Below are 3,318 nucleotides of genomic sequence, written 5' to 3'. Positions count from 1 at the left end.
CCGCTAGCGCTACGTGACTGGTTCAGGGCTGCGCCCCGAAACCCGCTAAAACCACTGCCGCGCCTGCGGCTTGTCCAACACCGTGCCGACCGGGAAAAGATTTCCCGTCCGTCCCGGCGTTATCAGGAGGCCGGATTGGCAGACAAACGCAGCAAAATGCTCACCATGTGGGTGACTGAGGACGAGCACCGGCGTCTGCTGGAGCGCTGCGAGGGTAAGCAACTCGCGGCCTGGATGCGGCAGACGTGCCTGGACGAGAAGCCCGCACGCGCCGGCAAACTTCCGTCGATCTCGCCGGCGCTGCTTCGTCAGCTTGCCGGCATGGGGAACAACCTTAACCAGATTGCCCGCCAGGTTAACGCCGGTGGTGGAAGCGGACACGACCGCGTGCAGATTGTCGCCGCGCTGATGGCCATCGATGCCGGACTCGAGCGGTTGCGGCATGCCGTACTGGAAAAGGGTGCTGATGATGATCGTTAAGTTTCATCCTCGGGGGCGCGGCGGCGGCGGCGGGCCGGTCGATTATCTGCTGGGTAAAGATCGCCAGCGCGACGGCGCCAGCGTTCTGCAGGGGAAGCCGGATGAAGTCCGGGAGCTTATCGACGCCTCGCCCTACGCCAAAAAGTACACTTCCGGCGTTCTGTCTTTTGCCGAACAGGATTTACCGCCCGGCCAGCGCGAAAAGCTGATGGCGAGTTTCGAGCGGGTTCTGATGCCCGGACTCGATAAAGACCAGTACAGCGTGCTGTGGGTTGAGCACCGGGACAAGGGGCGGCTGGAGCTGAACTTCCTGATCCCGAACACGGAGCTTCTGACCGGCAAGCGGCTACAGCCGTATTACGACCGCGCCGACCGTCCGCGCATCGATGCCTGGCAGACCATAGTGAACGGCAGGCTGGGGCTGCATGACCCGAACGCGCCGGAGAACCGGCGGGTGCTGGTCTCGCCTTCCGCGCTGCCGGAAGCGAAGCAGGAAGCCGCCCAGGCGATTACGAGCGGCCTGCTTGCCCTTGCCTCATCCGGGGAGCTGAAAACGCGTCAGGACGTCACTGAGGCGCTGGAAAGCGCAGGTTTTGAGGTGGTGCGCACCACAAAAAGCAGCATCAGCATTGCCGACCCGGACGGGGGGCGAAACATCCGACTGAAGGGAGCCATCTATGAACAGTCTTTTAACGCTGGCGAAGGACTTAGAGCAGAAATCGAAAGCGCAGCAGCAGACTACCGGCGAGATGCTGAAAGCCGCATTCAGCGAGCACGAGAAGTCTGTCAGAGCGGAACTGAGCGAAAGCGAGAAGAGAATCAGCGCCGCCATCCTCGACCACGACCGGAAGCTGTCCTCAGCCATGAGCCAGCGCACGAAAGGGATGCTGCGCATGGTCAGCCAGACGTGGCTGACCATCGTTCTGGTCTCCGCGCTGCTGATAGCGTCGAGCGCGGGCATTCTGTGGTGGCAGGGGCAGCAGATACTCGAGAACTATACGACCATCCGGGAGCAGAAGAGCACGCAGGCCATGCTGTCAGAGAGGAACAGCGGCGTACAGCTCTCGACCTGCGGCGAGCAGAGACGCCGCTGCGTGAGGGTGAACCCGGAAGCGGGACAGTTCGGAGAGGACTCGAGCTGGATGATACTGGCGGGGAAATAGCACATGACGGAGCTGGAAAAACAGTTGCTGAGCGCATTAGAGCAGCTACAGCAGGACTACTCGAAAAGGCTGGACGAGTGGGAGAACGCCTTCGCGGAATGGCGGACGATGTCTGGTCTTATTCAACGGGAGAACGCGGCGCTGAACGAGCGCGTCACGGTCTTGAGCAGGCAGGTGCAGAGTTTGAGCGAGCAGCTGCGCCGGTTGTCGAAAGGCTGAACGCGATAGAAACTCACCGGCAGCAGGAGCGGGCGGTGCAGCACCAGAAAGCGCTGGAGCTGGAACGATCGCAGTGGCAGCATCATGGTCCTTCGCTATGATAAGCCGGGTTCTATTAATTAGTTGTTATGTAAAGATATTTAAATTTTTCAACATGAGGTATTTTTATGAATACATATATTTTCCTGGGAGGGGCTATTGTGGCTGAAGTCATAGGCACCACCTTTATGAAATATTCAGAAGGATTTACACGCCTGTGGCCGTCTGTAGGAACTGCAATAAGTTATTGCGCTGCCTTTTATCTGCTTTCCCAAACATTGGAAAATATACCTACCGGTATTGCTTACGCAATTTGGTCTGGTGCGGGAATTGTACTAATAAGCCTAGCTGGTTGGTTGGTTAGCGGTCAAAAACTTGATTGGCCCGCAATTGCAGGAATGTTCCTTATTTGCGTTGGAGTTTTGGTTATTAATATTTTTTCAAAATCTTCTGCGCATTAACTTTTTACCGAAGCATATTGGCCAAAGCAAAAGGATTTCCTTGAGATCCTTTCTTTCTGCGCGTAATCTTTTTCCCTGTAAACAAAAAAACCACCGCTACCAACGGTGGTTCGTTTGCCGGAATTCAGAGCTACCAACTCTTTGTTCCGATGGTAACTGGCTTTCACGGAGCGCAGATACCTAAACTGTCCTTTCAGTGTAGCCGCACTCAGGCTTTCACTTCAAGAACTCTGTAGGCATTCTCTACAATCTCTGCTCCGTGAACCCAGTTACCAATGGCTACCGCCACTGGCGATTTGTCGTGTCTTTCCGGGTTGGACTCAAGTTGATAGTTACCGGAACGGGCGTGGTAGTCGGACTGAACGGGGGGTTCGTGCATACAGTCCATCCTGGAGCGAACTGCCTACCCGGAACCGAGTTTCAGGCGTGGAATGAGAAACCGCGGCCATAACAGCGGAATGACACCGGTAAACCGAAAGGCAGGAATGCGGGGGAGCACGAGGGAGCCACCAGGGGGAAACGCCTGGTATCTTTAAGCCGCATCGGGTTTCGCCACCGCTGATTTGAGCGTCATTTTCGTGATACTCGTCAGGGGGGCGGAGCCTATGGAAAAACGGCAACTCCGCATCCTTTTCTTGGCCTTTCCTGCTTCGAGCGGCATTTGCTTATCCCGTAATCTGTGAGCTGGTAACGCCCGCCGCAGTCTCACGGCAGGAGCGTAGCGACCGAGTGAGCGAGGAGGCGTCATTTCATCACCACCTGCATTTTGCACTTACGCCCGGCAGCCGCATTTTTCCCCTGTCACATGAAGCACTTTCATAAATTGCCACTCCGTCATAACATGTTTAGCCAGTATACACTCCGCTAGCGCTACGTGACTGGTTCAGGGCTGCGCCCCGAAACCCGCTAAAACCACTGCCGCGCCTGCGGCTTGTCCAACACCGTGCCGACCGGGA

At 56.7% G+C, this 3,318-nt stretch carries 5 protein-coding genes and 1 pseudogene; 5 read left to right on the top strand and 1 reads right to left on the bottom strand.

What is annotated here, in order from left to right; translation table 11 throughout:
* The first annotated feature begins 156 nt into the window (after nucleotides 1-156).
* The 5 genes and pseudogenes from JOE25_RS26455 (at nucleotide 157) to JOE25_RS26435 (ending at nucleotide 2,362) form a co-directional block, all read left to right on the top strand.
* A complete protein-coding gene (locus JOE25_RS26455) occupies nucleotides 157-480 on the top strand; it encodes a MobC family plasmid mobilization relaxosome protein (protein WP_004193914.1) in 324 nt (107 codons plus the stop codon).
* Nucleotides 419-1,123, top strand: a pseudogene (locus JOE25_RS26750) (relaxase/mobilization nuclease domain-containing protein); the annotation flags it as partial. The gene JOE25_RS26455 and the pseudogene JOE25_RS26750, both read left to right, overlap by 62 nt.
* Nucleotides 1,124-1,157: 34 nt before the next feature.
* Entirely contained in the window at nucleotides 1,158-1,643 is a 486-nt protein-coding gene (locus JOE25_RS26445) for an MbeB family mobilization protein (protein WP_025367738.1), read from the top strand.
* A 3-nt stretch (nucleotides 1,644-1,646) separates the two neighbouring features.
* Nucleotides 1,647-1,862 carry an MbeD family mobilization/exclusion protein gene (locus JOE25_RS26440; protein ID WP_024195375.1) on the top strand — a complete coding sequence of 72 codons (216 nt, stop codon included), beginning with the start codon at nucleotides 1,647-1,649 and terminating at the stop codon, nucleotides 1,860-1,862.
* 167 nt (nucleotides 1,863-2,029) lie between these two features.
* Complete coding sequence (locus JOE25_RS26435) at nucleotides 2,030-2,362, top strand: EmrE family multidrug efflux SMR transporter (protein WP_001099531.1); 333 nt, start codon at nucleotides 2,030-2,032, stop codon at nucleotides 2,360-2,362.
* Between the two features lie 208 nt (nucleotides 2,363-2,570).
* On the opposite strand, the gene JOE25_RS26430 is transcribed toward JOE25_RS26435, so the two are convergent.
* Nucleotides 2,571-2,741, bottom strand: coding sequence for a hypothetical protein (locus JOE25_RS26430; protein WP_004193911.1), 171 nt, complete (start codon nucleotides 2,739-2,741; stop codon nucleotides 2,571-2,573).
* Nucleotides 2,742-3,318: the final 577 nt, after the last annotated feature.

The sequence above is a fragment of the Serratia sp. PL17 genome, from assembly GCF_017832355.1.
GTDB lineage: Bacteria > Pseudomonadota > Gammaproteobacteria > Enterobacterales > Enterobacteriaceae > Serratia.
The sequence above is the reverse complement of the archived record's forward strand: the minus strand, read 5'-3'. Positions and strand labels throughout refer to the sequence as shown.